Source organism: Actinoplanes subglobosus (assembly GCF_042650585.1).
In the GTDB taxonomy this organism is placed as follows: domain Bacteria; phylum Actinomycetota; class Actinomycetes; order Mycobacteriales; family Micromonosporaceae; genus Actinoplanes; species Actinoplanes subglobosus.
In genome coordinates, this window is record NZ_JBHSBL010000024.1 from 156,672 (window position 1) to 174,904 (window position 18,233).

19 protein-coding genes are annotated in these 18,233 nt (G+C 72.5%); 5 read left to right on the plus strand and 14 right to left on the minus strand.

Going from position 1 to position 18,233, the window contains the following annotated elements:
• Window positions 1–24: 24 nt before the first annotated feature.
• Complete coding sequence (locus ACFO0C_RS34770; RefSeq protein WP_378071011.1) at window positions 25–1,482, minus strand: MFS transporter; 1,458 nt, start codon at window positions 1,480–1,482, stop codon at window positions 25–27.
• A gap of 97 nt (window positions 1,483–1,579) precedes the next feature.
• Between ACFO0C_RS34770 and ACFO0C_RS34775 the strand changes: the two genes are divergently transcribed.
• On the plus strand, window positions 1,580–2,218 hold the full coding sequence (locus tag ACFO0C_RS34775; protein ID WP_378071012.1) for a TetR/AcrR family transcriptional regulator: 639 nt from the start codon (window positions 1,580–1,582) through the stop codon (window positions 2,216–2,218).
• Between the two features lie 23 nt (window positions 2,219–2,241).
• Window positions 2,242–3,450, plus strand: a complete 1,209-nt coding sequence (locus ACFO0C_RS34780; protein ID WP_378071013.1) for a helix-turn-helix domain-containing protein — start codon at window positions 2,242–2,244, stop codon at window positions 3,448–3,450.
• 27 nt (window positions 3,451–3,477) lie between these two features.
• Here the strand turns inward: ACFO0C_RS34780 and ACFO0C_RS34785 are convergent, their stop codons facing one another.
• On the minus strand, window positions 3,478–4,047 hold the full coding sequence (locus ACFO0C_RS34785) for a pyridoxamine 5'-phosphate oxidase family protein (RefSeq protein ID WP_378071014.1): 570 nt from the start codon (window positions 4,045–4,047) through the stop codon (window positions 3,478–3,480).
• A 138-nt stretch (window positions 4,048–4,185) separates the two neighbouring features.
• On the opposite strand from ACFO0C_RS34785, the gene ACFO0C_RS34790 reads away from it, so the two are divergent.
• Window positions 4,186–4,713, plus strand: a complete 528-nt coding sequence (locus ACFO0C_RS34790) for a hypothetical protein (RefSeq protein ID WP_378071015.1) — start codon at window positions 4,186–4,188, stop codon at window positions 4,711–4,713.
• On the opposite strand, the gene ACFO0C_RS34795 is transcribed toward ACFO0C_RS34790, so the two are convergent.
• The 12 genes from ACFO0C_RS34795 to ACFO0C_RS34850 all read right to left on the minus strand — a co-directional run bounded on the left by ACFO0C_RS34795 (window position 4,680) and on the right by ACFO0C_RS34850 (window position 15,955).
• Entirely contained in the window at window positions 4,680–5,492 is an 813-nt protein-coding gene (locus ACFO0C_RS34795; RefSeq protein WP_378071016.1) for a class I SAM-dependent methyltransferase, read from the minus strand. The two genes, ACFO0C_RS34790 and ACFO0C_RS34795, sit on opposite strands and share 34 nt — an antisense overlap.
• 19 nt (window positions 5,493–5,511) lie before the next feature.
• On the minus strand, window positions 5,512–5,886 hold the full coding sequence (locus ACFO0C_RS34800; RefSeq protein ID WP_378071017.1) for a VOC family protein: 375 nt from the start codon (window positions 5,884–5,886) through the stop codon (window positions 5,512–5,514).
• Window positions 5,887–5,909: 23 nt separating this feature from the next.
• Complete coding sequence (locus ACFO0C_RS34805) at window positions 5,910–6,572, minus strand: response regulator (protein ID WP_378071018.1); 663 nt, start codon at window positions 6,570–6,572, stop codon at window positions 5,910–5,912.
• Complete coding sequence (locus ACFO0C_RS34810) at window positions 6,569–7,777, minus strand: sensor histidine kinase (RefSeq protein WP_378071019.1); 1,209 nt, start codon at window positions 7,775–7,777, stop codon at window positions 6,569–6,571. Before ACFO0C_RS34810 ends, ACFO0C_RS34805 begins: the two co-directional genes overlap by 4 nt.
• Window positions 7,778–7,796: 19 nt before the next feature.
• Window positions 7,797–10,064, minus strand: a complete 2,268-nt coding sequence (locus tag ACFO0C_RS34815) for an ABC transporter permease (RefSeq protein WP_378071020.1) — start codon at window positions 10,062–10,064, stop codon at window positions 7,797–7,799.
• Window positions 10,061–10,774 (minus strand): ABC transporter ATP-binding protein, encoded by a 714-nt coding sequence (locus ACFO0C_RS34820; protein WP_378071021.1) that lies wholly within the window; start codon window positions 10,772–10,774, stop codon window positions 10,061–10,063. The genes ACFO0C_RS34815 and ACFO0C_RS34820 overlap by 4 nt, the downstream gene beginning before the upstream one ends.
• Window positions 10,775–10,909: 135 nt before the next feature.
• Window positions 10,910–12,163 (minus strand): styrene monooxygenase/indole monooxygenase family protein, encoded by a 1,254-nt coding sequence (locus tag ACFO0C_RS34825; protein ID WP_378071022.1) that lies wholly within the window; start codon window positions 12,161–12,163, stop codon window positions 10,910–10,912.
• Between the two features lie 29 nt (window positions 12,164–12,192).
• Window positions 12,193–12,753, minus strand: a complete 561-nt coding sequence (locus ACFO0C_RS34830) for a GTP-binding protein (protein WP_378071023.1) — start codon at window positions 12,751–12,753, stop codon at window positions 12,193–12,195.
• Window positions 12,754–12,757: 4 nt separating this feature from the next.
• The gene (locus ACFO0C_RS34835; protein WP_378071024.1) at window positions 12,758–13,108 is read right to left on the minus strand and encodes a DUF742 domain-containing protein; all 351 of its coding nucleotides are present in this window, start codon (window positions 13,106–13,108) and stop codon (window positions 12,758–12,760) included.
• A gap of 10 nt (window positions 13,109–13,118) precedes the next feature.
• Window positions 13,119–13,583 carry a roadblock/LC7 domain-containing protein gene (locus ACFO0C_RS34840; RefSeq protein WP_378071025.1) on the minus strand — a complete coding sequence of 155 codons (465 nt, stop codon included), beginning with the start codon at window positions 13,581–13,583 and terminating at the stop codon, window positions 13,119–13,121.
• Window positions 13,580–14,671, minus strand: coding sequence for a sensor histidine kinase (locus ACFO0C_RS34845; protein ID WP_378071026.1), 1,092 nt, complete (start codon window positions 14,669–14,671; stop codon window positions 13,580–13,582). Before ACFO0C_RS34845 ends, ACFO0C_RS34840 begins: the two co-directional genes overlap by 4 nt.
• 318 nt (window positions 14,672–14,989) lie before the next feature.
• On the minus strand, window positions 14,990–15,955 hold the full coding sequence (locus ACFO0C_RS34850) for a hypothetical protein (protein ID WP_378071027.1): 966 nt from the start codon (window positions 15,953–15,955) through the stop codon (window positions 14,990–14,992).
• A gap of 107 nt (window positions 15,956–16,062) precedes the next feature.
• Here ACFO0C_RS34850 and sigJ point away from each other — a divergent pair, with 107 nt between their 5' ends.
• Together sigJ and ACFO0C_RS34860 are read left to right on the plus strand one after the other, a co-directional pair.
• Complete coding sequence (gene sigJ, locus ACFO0C_RS34855) at window positions 16,063–16,986, plus strand: RNA polymerase sigma factor SigJ (RefSeq protein WP_378071028.1); 924 nt, start codon at window positions 16,063–16,065, stop codon at window positions 16,984–16,986.
• A gap of 76 nt (window positions 16,987–17,062) precedes the next feature.
• Window positions 17,063–18,214, plus strand: coding sequence for an NAD(P)/FAD-dependent oxidoreductase (locus tag ACFO0C_RS34860; RefSeq protein ID WP_378071029.1), 1,152 nt, complete (start codon window positions 17,063–17,065; stop codon window positions 18,212–18,214).
• Window positions 18,215–18,233 lie beyond the last annotated feature (19 nt).

Consider the following 18,233-nt stretch of genomic DNA (forward strand, 5'->3'; position numbering starts at 1 on the left):
CCTCCTGTCGACCGCGCCGGCGGATCAGCGGCCGGCCGGGACGTCGAGGCCGGCCGCGCCGAGGACCTCGTCGGCCTCCACCTCGGCTGCGGTGAGCCTCGGCCGGCGGGCGCGGGGCAGGAGCCAGGCGACGGTGGCGGCCGCCGCCAGGGCCAGGACCGCGCCGGTCCCGAAGACGGTGGTGAACTGCACCTCCCGGGGCAGCGGCACCGGCCCCGGCACCGGGTTGCGGGTCATCATCGTGACCACGAATGCCGTGCCCAGGGACATGCCGACCGAGCGGGCGATCGAGTTCACGCTGTTCGCGATCCCGGTCTCGGACGGCTCGACGTGGGCGATGAGCAGGGCGGGGAGTGCGGCGTACCCGAAGGTGACGGCGGTGTTGACGGCGAACGCCCCGACGATGACCTCCCAGGTGGCCGCGTGCAGCACCGCGAGCCATCCGAATCCGGCGCCGGCCAGGACCGCGGCGATCACCAGGGTCGCCTTGGCGCCGAAACGGGCGACGAGCCGGCCGCCCAGGGGCGCGGTGAGGACGCCTCCGGCCGTACCGGGAAGAAGGTAGATCAGGCTGGTGGCGAGCACCGAGGCGCCGAACCCGTAGCCGGCGACCGCCGGCGGTGTCTGCACCAGGGTGGAGACCGCGAGGAAGACCGCGAACATCGAGAAGCCGAAGAACAGGCCGGCCGCGTTGGCGACCACGATCGGACGGAGGCCGAGCATCCGCGTGCTGACCAGCGGGTGGGTGACTCGCCGCTCGAACAGCACGAACAGGCCCAGCACGACGGCCGCGGCGGCCAGCAGGCCGAGCACCCGGGCCGAACCCCAGCCCCAGCCGTTGCCCTCGGCCAGCGGCAGGAGCAGCAGGACCAGGCCGAGCCCGAGCAGGCCGGCGCCGGCCCAGTCGAGGGTGCCGGTGGCCGCGCCCGGGCGGGCCGGCAGCAGCCAGACCCCGGCCAGGCCGATCGCGGTCAGGGCGGCGGCCAGCCAGAACAGCCGGTGGTAGTCGCCGCCCGGGCGCATCAGCAGGCCGGTGACCACCAGGCCGAACCCGGCGCCGACCGACAGCATGCCGCTGACCAGGGCCATCGCGCCGGTCAGGCGGTGCGGCGGCAGGGCCTCCCGGAGCGCGCCGATGGCCAGCGGGAACAGCCCGAAGCTGGCGGCCTGGGCGACCCGGCCGACGAGCAGCAGCGTCAGGTCGGAGGTGGTGGCGGCCAGCACCGAGCCGGCCAGGACCGCGATGAGGACGCCGAGCATCACGGTGCGTCGCCCGTGCAGGTCGCCGAGACGGCCGAGCATCGGGGTGAGCACCGCCGCGGCGAGCAGGTTGGCGGTCACGACCCAGCTGACCGCGCTGGTGGAGACGCCGAGGTCGGCCCGGATGTCGGCGACGACCGGGACGACCAGGGTCTGCAGGGCGGAGACGAGCAGCACGACGTAGCAGGCGACGGGTAGCGCCAGACGTGTTCGGAAGGGCATGAGCTGAACGTAGACCCGTCGCCAAGCATTCTCAACACCGTGTCAAAAATTGAGGATGCGTCGTCAATTACATTTGATGGGATGTAGAGTCTGCGCCGTGTCAGCCATCAGGAGCCGCCGGGCCCCCACCAAAGGCGACCAGCGCGAGCAGGCCCTGGTCGACGCCGCACGGGCGGTCTTCCGGGACAAGCCGATCAACCAGGTCACCATCGACGAGCTGGCCGGCGCGGCCGGCATCACCCGATCCGGCTTCTACTTCTACTTCGAGTCCAAGCAGGCGCTGCTCGCCGCCGTCGTCGACCAGGGGATCGCCCAGGCCGACCTGGAGCTCGCCGAGTGGATCGCCTCCGACGGGCTGGACCGCCCGGCACTGCGCCGCAGCCTCGCCGCCGGCCTCGCCCGGTGGAAGGTCGACGGCCGCTGGCTGCGGGAGGCGTTCCTCGCCCCCGACCCGGGCCCGGACGTGATGCAGGTCCGCGACCGGCTCGTCGACAAGGGCTGCACGCTGTTCAGCAAACGCATCGAGCGCGACGCGCGGGCCGGCCTCACCGTCGGCGGCCCGCCCGCACTGCTCGCCCGGATGGCGGTCAACCTGCGCAGCACCATGTTCGCCGACGTCTACGCCGACCCCGGTGCCTACGACGAGGACGAGGTCCTCGACACGCTGACCGATGCGATCCTGCGCCTGGTCTACGGCGTCAGCCCCGGTGGTACGAGCATGTACCACGACCACTGACGAGGCGGGTTAGCGTCGCCGGTATGACGCCACGACCGAACGGTGACCCCCGCATCGGCGAGCGCATCCGGGCCCGTCGCCTGCTCCGCGGCTGGAGCATCCGGTTCGCCGCCAGCCGGGCCGGGATCTCGCACGCCACGTGGAGCCGGGTCGAGCGGGGCCGCCAGGCCGCCGACAACCGGTTCACCCTCGCCGACATCGCGACCGCGCTGGACTGTGCCCCGGCCGAACTGACCGGGGTCCCGGTGCCGGCGGCCGATCGCGACGTCGTCACCGCGCACGCCCATGTGAACGACATCCGGCACGCGCTGGTCGACATCGACCTGTCCGAGCCGGCGGTTCCGTCGTCGACACCGGTCGGCGAACTGGCCCGGACGGTGGCGCTGGCCGACGGCCTGCGGCAGGCGTGCGACTACGCCGGCGCCGCGCGCCTGCTTCCGGGCCTGCTGCGTGACCTGCACGCGGAGACCCCGGGCCCGGACCGGCGGACCGCGCTGCGCCTGCTGGTCGAGGCCACCTTCCTCGCCTCCTCGGTGCTGCGCAACCTCGGCCGGCCGGCCGACGCGTGGCTGGGCGCCGAGCGATGCCGCGACGCCGCCGACGCCACCGACGATCAACTGCTGCGGGGGTACGCCGCATACGCCCGCGCCTGTGCGGCCTCCGGCTGTGGCTCCTACCAGCGCGGACTCACCCTGGCCGAACGCGCGATCGACGAGTTGCGCCCGCACTTCGCCCGCCCCGGCACCGCCGAGATGCTCGGCTCCCTGATGCTGGTCTGCGCGGTGGCCGCCCGCGGTTCGGGCCGCCCCGACGACAGCCGCGGCTGGTCGGCCGAGGCCGCCGACCTGGCCGCCCGTACCGGCGAGACGTCCACACTGAGCCTGTACTTCGGCCCGGCCAACGTCGCGATCTGGCAGATCGGCATCGAGGCCGACGGCGGCGACCCGGGCCGGGCCGCGGAGATCGCCCGCACCACCGACCCGGCCGCCCTCCCGTACGGTTTCCGGCAGGTCTTCCTCTACGCCGACACGGCCCGTGCACTGGCCCGGATACGGGGCCGCGACCGTGAGGCGGTCCGTTTCCTGCTCGCCGCCGAACGGGTGGCGCCACAGCACGTACACACCTCGCCCATCACCCGCGAGACCGCCCGCATGCTGCTGGACCGCTCCCACCGCAACGCCGCCGGCACCGACCTGCGAGGCCTGGCCGAACGGCTCCAACTGGCCGCCTGACACCGCGACCGCGGGGTGCCGCCCGGGTCAGGTGGTGCGCTGGGGGTCGGTGAAGATGGGGCGGCCGTCGATGCTGACGCCGTTCTTGACCCGGCGGTATTCCGCGAGGTCCTCCTCGGAGCGCCTCTCGTGGGCGCGGACCAGCAGGTCACGGTCGCCCTCGTAGGTCATCAGCGGCACCGCGTAACCGCACGAGTCGCTGACCCGCTCGACGACGACGTCGATCACCGACCGGACGGCGTGGGTGTCCGGCGGTGCCGGGAACAGGGTCAGCATCTCGGCGAACTCCGGCGCGGTGACCGGCACCGTGCGGCCGTGGCCGTGCAGGCGGACGATGTTCGGCGGGCCCTGGAAGGCGCAGAACATCAGGGTGATCCGCCCGTTCTCGTCGAGGTGGGCGGTCGTCTCGGCGCCGCTGCCGTGGTAGTCGAGATAGGCCACCCGGTGGCCGCCGAGCACCACGAACGTACCGGACATGCCCTTGGGGGAGACGTTGACGTGCCCGCCGGGGCCGTTCGGCGCGGTGGCCACGAAGAACATCGGCTGCGCCTCGATGAACTCCCGGAGCCGCCCACTGATCTGCTCATGCACCTTCATGGCTGCGATCCTGCCGGTCCGGTGCAAGCGAGCCGGACCGGTTTCCCACCCACCGGGCCGTCACGCGGACGGGCGAACCGGCGGCCCGGACGGGCCGGGACGGGCCCGTGCGAGGCGGTCACGGCCGATGATGAAGCGGTGCCGTCCCTTTTCGCCGCTGTCGCGGCCCTGTTCGCGCTCCTCGTCACGCCCGTCCCCGTCGCGGTCACCCCGCTGGCGCTGACCCCCTCCGCGGTCGGGCGGATCCCGGTCGGCGGGCCGGCCAAGGCGGCGGAACGGATGCTGCGCCGGATCCTCGGGCCACCGGACCGGGCCGTCGACAGCAAGGGCTGCGAGCTGGACGCCTCCGCGGAGCCACGACGCTCCCTGACCTGGGGCGCCCTGACGGTGAGCCTGGCACCGGCGGGGACCGGACGCCTCGTCGGCTGGACCGTCGGTGCGGGCCGGATCCCGCCGGGTGTGACACTGCCGCACGGCGTCACCACCGCCACCACGGTCCGCGAGGCGATCCGGGCGATCCCGGGTGCGGAGACCCGCTGGGACGAGGTGTTCCAGATGTACTGGATCACCGCCCCGGCCGAGCCCTCGATGATGTGGGCCGGCGACCACGAGGACGGTTCCGGGCGGATCGCCTACATCACCAACGCGTTCGAACCCTGCGAGTAACCGACGCCGATCAGGGTGGTGGCGTCTAGCTCGGTCTCTCCGGCCCGGCGCAGCGAATCGAGGTAGGCCTCCCGCACTCCGGCGACCTGGGTCTGGTCCAGACCGGACAGCGCGGTGACGAAACCCGAACCGGTGACCACCAGCCAGGCGATCTCCGGGGTCAGCGGCAGGGACAGTTCGTGGGTGGTCACCGTGACATCGGTGAGACCGCGGCCCGCCAGCCACGCGTGGAAGTCGCCGGCCAGGTTGACGGCCTCCACCGGGCCGGCCGGACGTGGCTCGGCGGGCCGCCCGGTGACCCGGCTGACGGCCTGCCGCAGGTGGTCACCGGCCGTCACCACCGCTCCGCGCCGCCAGATGGTGAAACCGCACCGCCCGCCGGGGCGGGCCCGGGAGACGAGGTACTCGGTGCCGGCGGTCATGTCCGGGAAGAAGAAGACGCCCAGCACGGCCTGCACCACGTCGTAGCCGTCGCCGGGCCAGGACGTGACGTCGGCGGCGTGCGCGGACAGCGCCGGCAGGCCACCGGTGCGGGACCGCAGATCCTCGATCATCGCGGCGGACCGGTCGACGGCGTCGACCCGGCCGTGGTCACCGACCCGCTCGGCGGCCGGGATCGCGGACGCGCCGTTGCCGCAGCACGCGTCGAGGACACGCTCGCCCGGCGCCGGCGCGGTCCGCTCGACGGTGGCCCGCCCGATCGGTTTCCACAGATGCTCACCGAGCCGCTCGAAGTCGGTGGCGGCGGTGTCGAACGCCTTCAGGTAACGGTCGGTCACGGCGGGCCCTCCCGGGGGATCAGTCGAGGCAGAACTCGTTGCCCTCGATGTCCTGCATCACGATGCACGACTCGTTCTCCTCGTCGGCGACCAGCACATGGAAGACCGTCGCGCCGAGCGCCACCAGCCGGTCGCTCTCGGCCCGGAGCACGGCGAGGCGCTCCGCACCGACCAGCCCGGTGCCGACCCGCACGTCCAGGTGCACCCGGTTCTTGACGGTCTTGCCCTCGGGGACCCGCTGGAAGTAGAGCCGGGGCCCGTCACCCGCCGGATCCATCGCGACGCGGGACTGCCCGGGCGGCACCACATAGCCCAGCACCTCGCACCAGAACCGGGCGACCCGCTCCGGATCCGCGCAGTCGAACGTGATCTGAACCTTCCGGACCGTCCCCATCGATCCACCCTAGAACACCGCGATCAGCGTGGGTCGCCCGGCTGGACCAGCCCCGACTCGTAGGCGAAGACCACCGCCTGCACCCGGTCGCGCAGCCCGAGCTTGTTGAGGATCCGGCCGATGTGGGTCTTCACCGTCGCCTCGGCGACCCGCAGCCGGACACTGATCTCCAGGTTCGACAGGCCCTGCGCGATCAGCAGCAGGACCTCGCGTTCCCGGTCGGTCAGCTGGTTCGGGCCCGGCGCCGCCTGATCGCCGGGGGTGAGCCGCCCCGCGAACCGGTCCAGCAGGCTGCGCGTCACCCGCGGCGCGACCACGGCGTCGCCACCGGCCACCACCCTGATCGCCTTGAGCAGCTCGTCCGGCGGCACGCTCTTGAGCAGGAACCCGCTCGCCCCGGCCTGCAGCGCGGCGAACGCCTCCTCGTCGGTGTCGAAGGTGGTCAGCACCAGCACCCGGGGGAGCGGTCCGGAGCCGCAGATCCGCCGGGTCGCGGTCACCCCGTCCATCACCGGCATGCGCAGGTCCATGACGACGACGTCGGCCGGTGTGCCGCGCAGCAGTCGCAGCGCCTCGGCGCCGTCGCCCGCCTCACCGACGACGGCGATGTCGTCCTGATAGTCCAGCACCATCCGGAAACCGGCCCGGACCAGGTGCTGGTCGTCGACGAGCACGACCCGGATCATGCGATCACCGCCCGCGCCCCGGTCAGCGGAAGAGTGGCGCGAACCCGCCAGCCGCCCTCCGGCCGTGGTCCCGCGTCGAACGTGCCCCCGTAGAGCGCGACCCGCTCCCGCATGCCGACCAGACCGTGGCCGCCGGTGGGCGCCGGCTCCGCGACGCCGGTACGGCGCGGGACACCGGAGTCGGTGATGTCGATGTCGATGCTGTCCGGCCGGTAGCTGAGGGTCACGGTGGCGGACGGTGCCGGGCCGGCGTGACGCAACGTGTTCGTCAGCGACTCCTGCACGATCCGGCACACCGCCAGCGCGACGCCGCCGGGCACGTCCGGCGGCGTGCCCCGCACGGACAGGGTGGCTGCCAGGCCGGCGTCGCGGGCCCGCTGCACGACCGATGCGACCTGATCAAGAGCGGCGGGGGTACGGTCGGACGCGCCCCCGCCCTCACTGCGCAGCATCTCCACCAGCTGCCGGATCTCGTCCAGGGCCTCCGCCCCGGTGGCGCCGATGATCCGCAACGCCTCACGGGCCCGCTCCGGATCGTGGTCGAAGACGTAGGTGGCCCCGTTGGCCTGCAACACGATCACCGACAGCGAGTGGGCGACGATGTCGTGCAGCTCCCGGGCGATCCGGGCCCGCTCCTCGGCGACGGCGATCCGTGCCTTGTCCCGCCGTTCGCGTTCCTCGCTGATCAGCCGCTCGGTGTCGGTCACCCGCAGCTGCCGGAGATAGCGCACGGTCAGTGCCAGCGCCCAGACCACGCCGCCGTATCCGGCCAGCAGCCCGAAGTTCCGCGCCAGGTCCCACAGCGTGATCCCGGACAGCCCGCTGCCGCCCTGGTCCTGGAGCGGCAGCACGACAGCGGCGGCCAGCCACGCGACGACACCGCCGGCCACCGCCCGGCGCAGGGTCGCCGCATAGGCGACGACCGCGTACATCGCGAGCGCGAGCGTGATCAGCAGCATTCCCTCGTGCAGCTGGGTCCCGTCGACCTCGACCGGCGCGGCGGCCGCGGTCAGCAGCGACACGGCGGCCAGGACCGCGACCGGGTACCGCCGCCGCCACAGCAGCGCCGTCCCGGCGAGCAGGCCGAACGCCAGCCCGCCCGGCCGGAACTGGTGCCACCACCACGTCGACAGCAGCGCCACCGCGACGGAGACCAGCAGGTCGGACGGCCCGATCCCGGCGAAGGGACGTACACGAACGGGCATGCCGGTCAGCCTAGGAGGTTCACTCACTGCGCAGCTCCTGGACCTTCAACAACCGGAACAGCAGCGGCAGCCCGGCCGCCGTCACCGCCGCGATCATGCCGGCCACCGCGGTGGTCATCAGGGCGATCGCCGGCCAGTCGAACGTGATCGGCGCCCGGGTGGCCGCGAGCAGGACCGCCGACAGACTGCCGCCGACCAGGACCGCCAGCAGCAGACCCACCGACGCGGGGATCGCCACCTGGTAGAGCACCGACGCCGACAGGATCCGCCGCCGGGTGCCGAAGGCGGCCAGCACCGCCAGCAGTCGCCGCCGCTCCCGCAACTGTTCGGTGACGTTGACGAGCATGCTCGCGCCGATGAACAGCAGCAGCAGGACGGCGCAGCCCTGGGCCACCTGCCGGGCGCCGGCGAACTGGCCGCCGATCCGCCCGTCACCGAACACCTGCATCGGTGCGGCCGGGGCCAGCCGGGTCATCGTGTTGCGGACCCGCTCGATCGCGTCCGGGTCGGCCGGATCCAGGCGCAGCAGGTAGGCGTCGGTGATGAGCCCGCGCAGGTCGGGGCGGACCTTCAGGGCCGCCGGGGTGGCCAGGTACGACGCGGGCCAGGCCTCGCTCGTGTAGAGCGTGACCTCGGGCAGGCCGTCCGGGACGGTCCACCGGGAGAGCGGTGCGGTGTCGTCGGTGCCGGTGAACGGGACGACGGTGCCGGGGCTCAGGGCCGTGTGGTCCCAGCCGTCCAGGGCGGTCACGAAGCTGTCGCCGTCCACGCACGAGGGCAGCGACGCGTACTGTCGGAGGATCTCGCAGCTTCCCACCCGTACCGCCGCACCGATCTGATCCTGAGGGCCGGCCCGCAGATAGCCGTAGCCGGACAGCAGCACCGCCTCGACCCCCGGAGTGCCCGCCAGGGCCTCCCGCCAGCCGGTGCCGTCGGCGCCGTTGGTGTAGACGACCGCCTGGAACCGGTCGGCGGGCGGCTGCGCCCCGCTCGCCGCCGCGACCGAGGCGCCGAGCAGGCCCTGCACGGCGATGATGCCGGCGACCGACACGGCGATGCCGGAGACCGACCGTACCGCCGTGTCGCTGTCCATCTGCAGCCGCCGGATGCCGAGCTGCCAGGCCACGCCGCCGCCACCGAGACGCCGCACCAGCGCCTGCACCAGCCACGGCAGCAGCACGACGACACCGGTCAGCAGCAGGATCGCGCCGATCGCGAGCTGCGCGCGGACACCGTCGCCGACCTCCTCCGGCAGGCCGCCGAGCAGCGGGTACAACAGGGCCAGGCCGACACCCGGCGGGATCAGGCGCCACCACAGGCGTCGGCGGCGGACGGTGCTCCGGCGGACGACGCCGAGCGGTTCGATGACGACCCGCCGCAGCGCGGCGAGCGTCACCAGGACGGCACCGGCCGGGACCAGGATCACGATCAGGGCCAGGAGCAGCGGGGCCGGGCGGAGATCATCGGGGTACGGGCTGAAGTCGGCCGGTAACACGGAGCCGATCACGTGGCGCAGCCCGAGAAAGAGCACCCCGCCGACGAGGAGGCCGAGCAGCGCGCCGACCAGTGTGTCCCCGGAGGCGATCCGTCGTGTTGTGCGGCTGTCCGCGCCGACCAGGCGGATCGCGGCGAGTTGCCGTTCCCGGCTCTCGCTGCCGAAGCGGACCGCCGTCGTCACGAAGACCAGCACCGGCATCAGCATGATCGCCGAACCGATGACGGCCAGCACCACGATCGTCGGATCCGTCCGCGGTGGCGCCCCGTCACCGAAGGCGGCGATCCGGATCGCTCCGTCGTCGCCGGTCAGGGTTCCGGAGCCGGCGTAGAACCACATCTCGTCCGGTCCGGACAGTCCCGCCGCTCCGATCGTGCCGGCCACCCGGGCCGACCAGCGCCCGGCCAGGATCTCGCCGCCGGGCTCGGCCAGGAGCCCGGCCAGGGCCGGGGAGACGAACAGTTCGCCCGCCGCCGGGAGTCTGGTCAGGCCGGGCGGGACGGCCGCGCGGTCGCCGTCGGGGCGCAGGATGCGGCCGCGGACCATCTCGTCGCGGAACCGCGTCTCCACGGTCAGGGCCAGCAGGGTGTCCGGCCCGGCCCGGTCGGCGGTCACCTCCGTGGACCGGTCGTTGCGGCGTTCCTCGCGGGCCGCGACCGCCGTCGGCGCGGCCGCCAGGAGCAGCAGCATGCCGACGCCGAAGCCCACGCCGGCGGCGATCAGGGCCAGGCGCAGCCAGCCTTCGCGCCCGCCGGCCACGCTCAGGCGGACCCCGAGCAGAAGGTCCCTCATCGTCCCGCCACCGTTCCGCCGGCATGCGCGGTCCGCTGGAAGGCGACGGCGACCGCGCCGTCGTGGAACGCGATGATCCGGTCGGCGCAGGCGGCGATCCGTTCCTCGTGCGTCACCAGGACGACCGCGCTGCCACGCTCCTTCGCGGCGGCCACGAGCAGCCGGATCACCTGCTCACCGTTGTGGGAGTCGAGAGCGCCGGTCGGCTCGTCGGCGAAGATCACCCGCGGGGTGGCGATCAGGGCGCGGGCCACGGCGACCCGTTGCGCCTGCCCACCGGACGCCTGTCCCGGACGTTTGCCCGCCACGTCGGCGACCTGGAGCCGGTCGAGCAGCTCCCCGGCAGCCTGTTCGGCGCTGCGGCGGCGCGCACCGGCGAGCCGCAGCGGCAACGCGACGTTCTCCAGGCAGGTGAGTTCCGGCACCAGCTGGCCGAACTGGAACACGAACCCGAACGAGTCGCGCCGCAGAGCACTGCGCTCCCGGTCACCCATGGCGCCCAGGTCACGCCCGTCGAAGGTGATCCGGCCCGCGTCCGGCGCGAGGATCCCGGACAGGCAGTGCAGCAGCGTCGACTTGCCGGAACCGGACGGCCCGGTCAACGCGAGCACCTCACCCGGGAAGACGTCCAGGGATACGCCGTCCAGAGCCCGGGTGGTGCCGAACGACTTGCTCACCTCGCCGGCGACGAGAAGGGGTTGCGATGACACGGAAGGCTCCCGGAGACGTGGACTATCAAGGACATCCACGACGCTAGGGAGGTACGGGTCCGGCCGCGTCCGCCCCGATGATGAACCCGGGCGTACGACTCGAGTCGTACGCCCGACCGTTCCAAGGGCTTGCCTCTAGCCCGCTGCGCCGACCTCGGCGAGGTAGGCGGAGGCCTTCTCCGGGTCGACGAACCAGTTGAGGAAATCGTTGGGGTCGACGAAGCCCGCGGCGAACCGGCGGGCGATCTGCTCGTTCTGCGAGGCCGCCCCGAGCAGCTGCTGCACGTGCGGCGGGAGCGGCTGGAGCATGGCGTTGGTCCAACCGGTGACGGCCGCGCCGTGCGCGGTCCAGAAGCCCTCGAACGTGTCGGTCATCCACTGCTCGTCGAAGGGCTGGTCGCCGCGGGCCAGGATGGCCTTCAAGTAGTGGTCGGCCGCCTTGGCCGCGGTGTTGCTGCCCTGGCCGGTGATCGGGTCGTTGGCGATGACCACGTCGGCGAGACCGAGGACCCGTCCGCCGCCGGGCAGATGGGCGACCGGGCGGCGGACGGTCGGCGTGTACCGGCCGTGCAGGGTGGCCTTGGCGTCGGTGAGCCGCACGTTCCCGGCGCGCTCGGCCACCCACGGCAGGTACTCGCGGATCAGTTCGAGGGTGAGCGCCAGGTGCTGCTCCGGCGCCATCCGCCCGGTGTTGCCGGCCCAGCGGTCCAGCGGTCCACCCGGGACGGCCTCCCAGAACAGGATGTCGCACGGGCCGCTGTGCGTCAGGCCGGGAATGACGAACAGCTCGCCGAGCCCGGGTACGGCGTGGAAGCCCACGTGCGGGACCGGCCACTTCGGGTCCGGCTCGAGCCCGTGCACATAGGCGACGGCCAGGCCCCGCTGCGGCTCGGTGTACGGCGACCGGCTCGGGTCCCGGTCGAACATCGCCACCAGATCGCCCTTGCCGGCCGCGACGATCGTCAGGTCGTAGCGGCCCAGCTGGGTGATCGCGTCCAGGTCCTGGGTGGTGACCGCGTTGTAGATGACGTCGATGCCACGCTCCTGCGCGTCCTCCAGCCAGCGGGCCATCTTGATCCGCTGGTCGGTCGACTGGGCCGGCCTGTCCAGCGGCGCCGTGATCTCCAGCGCCAGCTGGCCGGGCGGCGCGGACAGGGCGACACGCAGTCCGTTGATCGGCGGGGCCTGGTCTTCCCAGTGGTTCAGGTGGTAGGCGCGCTCGGTCTCCAGCGACATGTTGAACATCGCCTGGGTCGAGGTGACCCAGCCGGTGCGGATCTCGTCGGGGGTACGCGCCGACATCAGGGTTACCTCGTAGCCCTCGGCCCGCAGGCTCAGGGCGAGCTGGAGGCCGGCCTGACCGGCCCCCACGATGAGAATGTTGCGCAAGGTGCTGCCTCCTGTAGAGCTTTTCCGACCTATCCGATCGCCTGTTTCGCCGCGTGGTCGACGACGGCCAGCAGCGCTCGGGCTACCTTCCGGGCGTCGCGGATGTCCGCGGCGATCAGCGGCACGTGTGCGGGCAGAGCGAGCGCTTCCCGCACCTCGGACAGTTCGTGGGTGGCTACTCCGTGGAAGAGATTGACGCAGACAACCCACGGTACGTCCGCGTCGTTCTCGAAGTAATTCACCGCGGCGAACGAGTTCGCCAGATTGCCGGTGTCGACCAGGACCAGGGCACCGACCGCGCCCCTGACCAGGTCGTCCCACATCGGCCAGAAACGGGGCTGACCGGGCGTACCGAAAAGGTAGAGCACCAGCGTCTCGTCGATGGTGACCCGGCCGAAGTCCATCGCGACCGTGGTGGTCACCTTGTCGATGCCGGGGTCGAGGCGGTCGATCTGGGCGGCGGCCGCCGTCATCCACGATTCGGTTCGGATCGCCGGGATCTCCGAGATGGCGCCGACCGCCGTGGTCTTGCCCACCCCGAAACCGCCCGCGACGACGATCTTCGCCGAGGTCATCTGATTCATCCGCATGCCGTCAGGTGAGTCGGGCAAGGCCGGCACGGAGTCTCTCCAGAAGGGCTAGATCTTGTGAGGAGCGGGGGTCGTGGACCTCCAACTGGCCGATCTTGAGCAGGTCGCTGATCAGCAGGCGGGTCAGGCCGAGGGGCAGCCCGCAGTTCGCCGACAGCTCGGCCACCGAGCACATCCGGCGGGCGTGCTCGTAGAGCGTCCGTGAGGTGGGGGCCAGACTGGCGGCGAGCACGGGGTCGTAGCGGTTGCCGGTGGAGACCAGGGTGTGGATCAGCAGCGGGCTGCGGCTGCTGGTCCGCCCGCGGGCGGTCATGTACGGGCGCACCTTCCAGTGCAGCCCCGGCCTTCGAACCATGCCGGGCCTCCTAGCGGCGTGCCGGTGCGGGCAGCGTGTTCTGGTGCAGCGCGTGCCGTGTCTCCGGGGTCAGTGCGTGACCGACGGACTGGCTGAACGTGGTCATCGCGTACCCGAGATGCCCGATCTGGGTCTGCGGTTGCGCCGACACCAGCAGCGCCGCGACGAAGTCGCCGGCCGGGTCGTCGATGCGCAGGAAGGCCAGGTGGCCGTGCGGATAGCGGATGCTGAGGTTCTCCGGGGCGCCGAGCTGGAGCAGGCCGCCGAGCTGGCCGGTGATGCCGAGGAACCCGGCGGCCAGGGCGGCGACGCTCTCCGCGTGATCCCGGCTCAGGTGGCCGGAGGAGGCGAGCTGCAGGCCGTCGGCGGAGACCAGCACGACCGCGGTGATCGTCGGCACCTCGCGGACGAGTTGATCGATCAGCCAGGAGACGTCCGGCTGGCCGCCGTCGACGGTGGATCGGTAGTCGGTCATCGGGGTCCTTCAACCTTCGGGGGGTGCTCGGTGCGATGGGTGACCTTGGCCCGCGCGGCGTCGACGCCGGCGTTGAAGTCGGCGGCGTCGTCGTGCCAGGTCGTCTGGTGAACCTGGGTGGTGACCGGGGGCGGCGGCGGGTCGATGCCGCGGACGCTGGCCGGCACCCGGCGCGGCATGGCCTGCTTCTGCACCGGTAGCACCATGGTCACCTCGTTGCCGGCGACGGCGCGCCGCCGCTGCTCGGGAACGGCGTCGATGATCTGCCCCGGCCCCGGCTCCGGTTCCGCCGTGCGCGGCGTCTCGCAGAGCAGGTCGGCGCCGATCAGCAGCATGGCGACGGTGCCGCGGGGCTGGCGGGGCACCAGCCGGACGCGCAACGACCGGTGCCGGTGCGTGAGGACGGCCGCCACCGACAGTCCCAGGTGGGCCGGCTTCAGCTCCTCGGCGGGCGGGCCGTCCGGGTTGTCCAGCAGTCGCTCGATCCACGGCATGTGCGCCGGGTTGAGGCCGATGCCGTTGTCCTCGACCCGGATCACCACGTCGCCGTCACCGGTCAGGTGCGCGGCGATGCTGACCGGCTCGGTCGGCGGCGAATAGCGGTCGGCGTTGTCGATCAGCTCGGTCAGGATGCGGATCACGTCGTCGGCGGCCACCGCGGCCACCGCGAGATCGACGATCGGCCCGAAGTGCAGGCGCTCGTAGTTCTCCACGGCGGCGCCGGCCGCGTGCATGACGTCCTGCAGCGAGGTGACCTGCTGGTCCGGGTCGTCGAACGGTTCGCCGGTGAGGACCCGCAGGTTCTCGGCGAGGCGACGGACCCGGGTGACGGAGTGGTCGATCCGGAAGAGGACCTTGCGCCGCTCGGCGTCCTCCTCGCGGTACTCGGCCTCCCCGATGTGATGAACGGCCTCCCACGTGAGAGTGAGCAGCCGGAGGGCGAACTCGCCGGCGACCGGGCGCCACAGGTCCGGTGGTTCCGGGGCCGGCGCCGGAGGTGGTGGCGGCGGTGTCTCCACCACGACGGGCACGGTCGGTTCGGGCTGCCGCCTGCGCCACCAGTTCGTCCAGCGGCCTGCCGCAGGCATCGATTGCTCCCCAATCAGCCTCGTGTCGTATCGGTATGGAGAAAGATCACCGACTACGAAGTCTGTACCGTACCTCCCGGATTGCCGGACCGGCTATCGGTCCGTCCGAGCGGTCTCCCGGTCACCAGCTGGGAATGACTCCTGAGCTGCCCTGTCGTGAACGCGGGAGCAGTCAGCTCCAAAGTGGATCTTCCTGCTCTGCGGGAAGCTTAGCGACAGCCGTCACCGTGGTGGTCGGGTGCCCTGTGCTTTCCGCCTGCCGAGCATGGCGCTCCGCTGTGCGGCGGTGACGGACTGTGCGTACGTTGCCATGGCCGGTCAGCGATGAAACAGCTCGATCTCCAACTCGTCCAGGGTCATCGGCCGCGCGGCGCGAACGGCCTGCTCCAGCAGAGCCCCGTCGACCACGGTTCCGGCGCCGGCCCGCACGACGGTGTCGCCGATCGTGCGGATGTACTCGTGCGCAGCGGGCCCGCGCCGGTACCGAAGGGAGTCCCCGCGGGTCTGGCAGGTGATCTCTTCCGGTCGCGGCTGCGGGGGAGGAGGCTCGTTCGGCGGTGCCGCCGGTGCGGGGAGCGGATCCGGGCCGCAGTCGGTGGACTGGACCGACGTGTGCGAGACGGTGAGGACGACGTCCTTCTCCCGCCAGTACTTCACGGTTCCCTGATCGGCGGGCTCGTAGCTGGTGCTCGCCGTCACCGGGGGTGCCGTCCGGCGGTAACCGGGGACGTCGGTGGTCCAGATCAGGTCGAGCGGGACGGTCAGCATGGCCATGACGCGGGCGTGATCGGAATCGGCCTTATCCTGTTCTGCCCTCTGGTCCACCAGATATCCGGCACCACCGGTCAGCGCGACGATCGCGATCAGGGCGCCCACTCGGGTCCAGCGTCCGACGAAGAGAGCGGCGACCAGGGTGTACGGCAGTCCGGCGGCCAGGATCCAGGGCACCAGATCGCCGTACTCCATGTCCAGGACGACGGTGACCCACGCCCCGCCGCCCAGGCCCGCCGCGCCGCAGAGGGCGACGACGACGGCCCACCACAGCCGGGGGCCCGGGTCGACGGTCGCGGGGGAGCCGTGCCGCGTCACCGTCCCGGCCACGAAGATCAGGGCGATGATCCCCGGAAGGGCCACCAGGATGCCGAGCATCGCGGCGGGCCGGCCACCGGCGACGACGGACGCGAACAGGGCGGCTCCGATCAGCAGCGTCGCGCTGCCGAGCAGGTAGACGGCGATCAGCTGGGCCACGGCCGACTCGTTGTCGGTACGGCGTTCGTCGGACACGCGGATCCTCTCGCGGGCGGTCTCCGAGTCTGCCGTACATCGACAAGTCCCGTTGCCCCCGCGGCGTCGGCGCGGCCGGCCCCGAAATGCCGCTAGATTTACCGGCCATGGTGCTCAGCAGCCGCGACGTCGACGTGTTCGAGGGGGCCCGGGGCCGGCTCGAAGCGATCGCCTACCGGATGCTCGGCTCCGCCGGAGACGCCGAGGATGCCGTCCAGGACACCTTCCTGCGCTGGCAGGCCGCCGACCGCGACAGTGTCGAGATCCCCGAGGCGTGGCTGACCCGGGTCCTCACCAACCTGTGCCTCAACCAGCTGACGTCGGCACGGGCCCGCCGCGAGACCTACGTCGGCCAGTGGCTGCCCGAACCGATCCTCGCCGGCGACCGGATGCTCGGCCCCGCCGAGACCGCCGAACAGCGCGACACCGTGTCGATCGCCGTGCTCACCCTGATGGAACGGCTGACCCCCAACGAACGGGCCGTCTACGTGCTGCGGGAGGCGTTCGGCTACCCGCACGCCGAGATCGCGGGCATCCTCGACCTGACCGAGCCCAACTGCCAGCAGATCCACCGCCGGGCGCGCCAGCACATGGCGGCCGGGCGGGCCCGTACCGCGACCGATGCGACCGCCGCCCGCCGGATCGCCGAACAGTTCCTCGCGGCGGCCCTCACCGGAGAGGTCGAGCCTCTCGTCCGGATGCTGACCGGTGACGCGGTCGGCGTCGCCGACGGCGGGGGCGAGGTCCCGGCCCGCACCACGCCGATCCACGGTGGTCTGCAGTTGGCCCGCCTGCTGCGGGGCATTCTGCGGCCCGGCAGCATCGACCGCTTCATTCCCGAGGGGGCGCTCACCATTCACGCGGCCGTCGTCAACGAGGGGCCGGCGCTGGTGGCGCTCGCCGGTGAGCAGGTCATCGGCGTCATCTGCCTCGAGGTGACCGGGGAGGGCATCGCCGCGCTGCACATCCAGGGCAGCCCGTCGAAGCTGCGGCGGATCACCCGCGAATGGGCCGCCACGCGCACCGAGTGACGAAGGTCACTGTCAGGGTTTCCGCTCCTGCCCGGTTCAGGTGATGACCGCGACCCACCGGACAGGAGCACACGCCATGAAGCACCGCATCGTCGTCCTCGGCGCCGGATACGCCGGGATCCACGCCGCCGGCCGCCTGGCCCGCCGCCTGCACCCCGCCGGCACCGAGATCATCCTGGTCAACGCGGAAGCCGAGTTCGTCCAGCGGATCCGCATGCACCAGGTCGCCACCGGCCAGCCGGTCGCCCGCCGCCCACTGCGCGACGTCCTCGCCGGCACCGGCGTCACCCTGCGGCAGGCCCGCGTCGCCGCCGTCGACGCCGACAGCCGGACGGTCACCTGCACGGACGGTTCCACGATCAACTTCGACACCCTGGTGTACGCCCTGGGCAGCACCGCCACCACCGACGGCCACCACATCGCCGGCGAGCAGGGTGCGTTCCGCGTGCGGGACCGCCTCGGTGAACTGACCGCCGGCGAGACGGTCCTGGTGGTCGGCGGCGGTCTGACCGGCATCGAGGCGGTGACCGAGATCGCCGAGTCCCGCCCCGACCTCGACGTCCGGATCGCGGTCCGCGGCGGTTTCGGCGACTGGCTGGGCGACCGCGCCCGCACCCACCTGCACGGGACCGCTGCCCGTCTCGGCATCACCGTCCACGAACACACCGACGTCGCCGTCCTGTCCAGCGCCACACCGCCCGCCGCCCTGTCCGATATCGCCGATCCCGCGGCCGCGGACCTGACCGTGTGGACGACCGGTTTCGGCGCCCACCCGATCGCCGCGGCCAGTGGCCTCGCCGTCACCGACGGCCGGATCGTCGTCGACGAGACCATGCGTTCGGTGTCGCACCCGCACGTCTACGCCGTCGGGGATGCCGCCTACGCGCCCGGCCCCGGCGGGAAGCCGCTCCGGATGTCGTGCGCCAGCGGCACGCCGATGGCCTGGCTGGCCGCCGACGCCGTCGCCGCCCGTCTGACCGGCGGATCCCTGCCGCGAAACACCATCCGTTACTACGCGCAGTGCATCAGCCTCGGCCGCCGCGACGGCATCATCCAACTCGTCACCGCTGACGACCAGGCGACCCCGAAGGCGATCACCGGCCGCCCGGCCGCCCGCATCAAGGAGCTGATCTGCGCCGGCGCGGCCTGGAACATCGCCCACCCGACGATGCTCCTGCCCACCCGCCGCCACCACCTCACCGCGTTCCCGTCATCGATCCCGGCCTGACCGGCGACGACCGCTCTGC